General features: G+C 51.8%; 6 protein-coding genes and 1 tRNA gene. 3 read left to right on the top strand and 4 right to left on the bottom strand.

Features of this window, described 5'->3' with window-relative positions:
• Positions 1-233: 233 nt before the first annotated feature.
• Positions 234-803 (bottom strand): hypothetical protein, encoded by a 570-nt coding sequence (locus QME66_12755; protein MDI6809825.1) that lies wholly within the window; start codon positions 801-803, stop codon positions 234-236.
• A gap of 449 nt (positions 804-1,252) precedes the next feature.
• Between QME66_12755 and QME66_12750 the strand changes: the two genes are divergently transcribed.
• Positions 1,253-1,693: a hypothetical protein gene (locus QME66_12750; GenBank protein MDI6809824.1), complete on the top strand. Its 441-nt coding sequence runs from the start codon at positions 1,253-1,255 to the stop codon at positions 1,691-1,693.
• A gap of 41 nt (positions 1,694-1,734) precedes the next feature.
• On the opposite strand, the gene QME66_12745 is transcribed toward QME66_12750, so the two are convergent.
• The 3 genes from QME66_12745 to QME66_12735 all read right to left on the bottom strand — a co-directional run bounded on the left by QME66_12745 (position 1,735) and on the right by QME66_12735 (position 2,711).
• Positions 1,735-2,166, bottom strand: coding sequence for a DUF86 domain-containing protein (locus QME66_12745; GenBank protein ID MDI6809823.1), 432 nt, complete (start codon positions 2,164-2,166; stop codon positions 1,735-1,737).
• Complete coding sequence (locus tag QME66_12740; protein MDI6809822.1) at positions 2,163-2,582, bottom strand: nucleotidyltransferase domain-containing protein; 420 nt, start codon at positions 2,580-2,582, stop codon at positions 2,163-2,165. Before QME66_12740 ends, QME66_12745 begins: the two co-directional genes overlap by 4 nt.
• A gap of 44 nt (positions 2,583-2,626) precedes the next feature.
• Positions 2,627-2,711, bottom strand: a tRNA-Tyr gene (locus QME66_12735).
• A gap of 277 nt (positions 2,712-2,988) precedes the next feature.
• On the opposite strand from QME66_12735, the gene QME66_12730 reads away from it, so the two are divergent.
• Both QME66_12730 and QME66_12725 read left to right on the top strand, forming a co-directional pair.
• The gene (locus QME66_12730) at positions 2,989-3,417 is read left to right on the top strand and encodes a hypothetical protein (GenBank protein MDI6809821.1); all 429 of its coding nucleotides are present in this window, start codon (positions 2,989-2,991) and stop codon (positions 3,415-3,417) included.
• 232 nt (positions 3,418-3,649) lie between these two features.
• On the top strand, positions 3,650-4,231 hold a 582-nt coding region (locus QME66_12725; GenBank protein MDI6809820.1), incomplete at its 3' end, for a hypothetical protein.

Below are 4,231 nucleotides of genomic sequence, written 5' to 3'. Positions count from 1 at the left end.
TGAGGGGGTCGGCCACGACCCCCTCATACCCCCTGGCAGTGTGCCTCATGAAACGACCTGCATTTCGCAAAGTTATTTCTGGGACGGCACACTAGTATATGTTAGAAAAGATTCTGGTTTCAATTGTTGTTTTGGTGGAGCTGCCGGTCAAGGCTATTGCATTTGGCTGGTTGATTAGCGAGTGAGCAGCTTTCGGGCACCATCGGATGGCCCGATAAGCTATGAAGCATGACCTAAGACTTGTCCCCGAGACGTTTCTGGACTGCCTCCCAGATTTCATCCAGATTCAGACGCCTTGTCCACTCTGAAATGTAGCCTCGATCCACTTCATTCTCGCTGATTATCAGAATGCCTGTAATATCCCGAAGATGTTTCTCCGAACCGCCGTCCCGGTAATACTCCATCTTCTTAATAATTACATCCTCAGGTGAGGCAAAATTGGCTTGATAGGATTCCGCAGGAGAGATTTGGCGCACCCGCCTGAACCTGCTTTCGTCGAATGGCGTACTCTGCTTAATCATGACATCTACCTTGAGCCCCGAAACTGGATGGATGATATTGAACTGACCGCACCGGTCAATCGCCTCTCTGATCATCTCTTCACTGATATAGAACTCAGTCGATGGAAAGGCCTTCATCAACCCGCCTACGTTGTCCTTGGCTATCTGTGCCACGAGGTCAATATCGTTTGTAAGCCGGGGTTCTCCATAAGCCATACTGGCGACCGAGCCAGTTATCAGGTATGGGATCTGCAGATTCTCGAATGTCTCAACAACCTTGCGGAGAAGTTCATGCAGTTCCATGAGAAAGCCTTTTCGCAACCTCGGACTGAATGCGCCGCTCGTCCCAGTCTGCGTGGCTGGTCCTTAGGTGTGCCGTCAGCATTCGTCGTGCAGACGTCCACAATGCGAATCCAATTGCTATGCGCTGCGCAGGAGTTTTCAAACGCAGCACCTCGGCCATAGAGTCCTCCATTATCTCAATCTGTCCTCGATCAAGCCTCATAGGTGACCCATATTTCGAGTCTCTTCAGTGGTCCGGTCTGGCATCTCGTCTTTCTGGAAGAGTATTTGACCGATGTTGCCGCCGGACTTGAATTTAGTACCCCAGGCAAATGATTGGCCGCTCGGCAACCTCGCCCAAGCCATCCAGTAGGCGCAACAGACAAGAAGCCGCGGAGTTCTAGGATGGTCAAACTGCATCTCTTGGCATGACCGGGCAAATTATCTGAGCGGAATTATACGTACAAATCTTGAGGGCTTCAACGAAATTCCACGCGGATGCGGAGAGCGCCCGCACGGCAACCGTGACCGGGATGTCCTTCAAGGTAGGGCCCACGGGAGAGAAACTGCTTCTCGTTCTTGACATTGCGGAGGAAGCGAATCCTTTGCACACCATTGGCCTCTGCCTCAGGGATTCAACGTATGTGATCTCGCCAACTTCAACTGTCCTGAATACGAACTTCCCAATCTGCAACACGATTGAGATAGTCCCGGTCGAACTTGCATCCTTCAGCGCAGCTCCCACGCCGCAGGGCATCACCCTGTACTGGCGCACTGCATCCGAGGTGAACACAATTGGCTTCAACATCTACCGCAGCGAAGCCGGCCAGGAAGTTTCCTCCGGAATCTACTTCTACCGCCTGAACGCCGGGGCGTTCACATCAGTCCGCAAGATGGTGGTTCTCAAGTAGCCGGGTTCAGGTTTCTGGAACGGCCGTTAGTAAACGCAGCGTTACTCTTTAGAGGCCCTTTCAACGAAGACATGCACTGCCTGGAGATAGGTGGGGATGTCTTTCGCCGCAGTCAAGAGACTTTCGTAGACCTTTTGCTCATCAATCTCATCGTATTCATGCACGATTCGGTTTCGGAGACCGGCCGCTTGAGCTGCAGACCTCGCGAACTCAGGCTCCAGAACGCCAAGCCGCCCAAGTTCCACAAAGGATTCAAAGTAATCCTTCGGGGGCGGATGATCAAGTTCCGTGATCAGGTGATAGTTGATGTCAATCATCCTGCCGATCATACGCTCAAGGTATCGTTCGACCAGAACTTCATTGATGGAATCTTTGAGATAGTCGTTGAGTGAGAGCGCAGCATAGGGTTCGAGTGCGTTCAGGTCCTTGCTGATGAGGCTTATCTTTCGGATGACAAGCGTCCGGTCAATCACGAAGCCGCCTTCCGTGTTTTTAGGAACTTCTCTACATATTTTTGCTCCAAATCGAAATAGCGGCGATGATCTTGATAGCGCTTAAATGCATATATCTTGAGTTTCTGAAGCGTTTGAGGCATGCCGTAAAGAATCTGACAGTTCTCGGTGATTTTCCCTAAGAAGAGTGGATCCGCATGGTTGATCACGCCAAGGTCCACGGGGTGATCTGGAAAGAGTTCCTGAAGTTCGTGAACCAGCTCAGAGTACTCTGCACCGGTCAGATTTCGCTCCCCTTGAAACAGCACCGCAACATCCACATCGCTGTCAGCATGAATCTTCTCAGTGACAGCAGATCCAAAAAGGAGAAGCAAGCTGATTCCCTCGCGCTCGGCGAGCTGACGCAATCTGGCGGTCTGTTCTTCGTTGAGTTTCATGTTTGTACCATACCGATCTCTCTGAGGGTGCGCCGGCATTCAGGTGGTGGGGAGGGGAGGATTCGAACCTCCGTAGGCTTCGCCGACAGATTTACAGTCTGTTCCCTTTGGCCGCTCGGGAACCTCCCCGGGTAGTCAGAAGAACGAAGTGCGCTCCCAGACTGCAGAGAGAAATGAGCAAGACACTTCGCTCATACTTTCAATCTCGATTTGAGATTATACCTTGAGGTCGTGGGCGCTTCAATACAATTCCGCAGGACCGCGGTGTACCTGTGCGCATCAATTGCACCGGGATGCCTCCGGAATTGGAGCCAGATTGCCACCAGGTTGCGCCCGGGCTATACTCAGAACCAACAATGCTTAGCATGACATCCCTCTGACAAACTTCGAGATGGGCTTGGGTAGTATGAGACTGGTTCCCGCATTGATGCTGATCATAGTCTCCGGATGCTCTGTTTTTCGGGGAGCCGCCGATCATTCGTTGTACGAACAGCTTCTGTTGTCCAATCTCAGAGAGACACCTTATACAGCTCACATAAAGATAGCCAGGGTTGAGAAAAACAGGGAAATCCTTTCGGACTCTGGAGAGCTCGGCTACGTAGTATTCAAGGTACAGGCAGAAGTTATCGAGACTTATAAGGGTGACAAGTACAGTACGATAGAGTATTTCGTTTTCCGCGAAGCTCCTTCAGAAGGCCCGCCAGTTGGGGAGAATCTCATTGTCAGTCTCCGCCGTTCAGAAGAAGGCGACTACTACGTCTCTGACAACGGATACGAATTGCCGGCTACTGAATCACTGATACGTCTCGCCCGATCGAAGACTAAGCAAAGCTGATAAGTTAGGCGAGCTGCACAAACATCTGGAGCTGCCAAGTCGAAAATCAATCTAATTTGCGTAGTCCTATTTCATTGACTTTCAAGCGAATCAGGCTTATAATCCTACGTATCATGGGCGGACCGAGGATGTGTCTGAATGATGCATCCCGGTGGCTTTTTGCAGCCCTCCTGGCATCGGCCGCACATAAGGCGGCTAAGCTTGGCAGGCAGTTCGGACAAAGGAGGCGTGTATGCGTCAGGCTAGTGGTGTGAAAGTAGTTGCGTTGGCAGGCATGTTGGCACTGTCAGTGGCATTCGGTTTGCTCCAAGTCTCACCCGCCGCGGGAAATGAAAATGGCGGGGTGTTGTTGGGCTGCACCACTGATGGACAGTTGTTCTACATAGTAGAGCTGGTCAGCGGAGAGGGGATTTGGGTCTACGATCTGCCAACCTACGGGTACGATGGCGAGGGCAGTGGGGCAACGGAAATCGAGTTCGACAACTTGACGGGCAACGCCTGGGTTCAGGGCTCTGACGGCAGCTTCATAGATCAGGGTTTCAACATCTGTAACGGCGCACCGACCACTGAGCCTGTGTACAACGGCTATGCTTTCAACGGACTTGAGTTCGTCGGCTCCACTCTCTATGGTACGGGGATTACGGGGCCATGCTATCCTTCCGAACTCCGAATCCTTGATCCGTTTACAGGTTTCTCTACCCTGGTCGGCCCGACCGGCATGGGGCCGATTTGGTCAAGTCTTTTTTCTCCTGTAAAATTGGTCAGGTATAACCTCCTCCCGGTGAACCGTCACCTCCTTTCCGGCTTCTCTCAA

The organism is Candidatus Eisenbacteria bacterium (genome assembly GCA_030017955.1).
Classification (GTDB): Bacteria; Eisenbacteria; RBG-16-71-46; order JASEGR01; family JASEGR01; genus JASEGR01.
The sequence above is the reverse complement of the archived record's forward strand: the minus strand, read 5'-3'. Positions and strand labels throughout refer to the sequence as shown.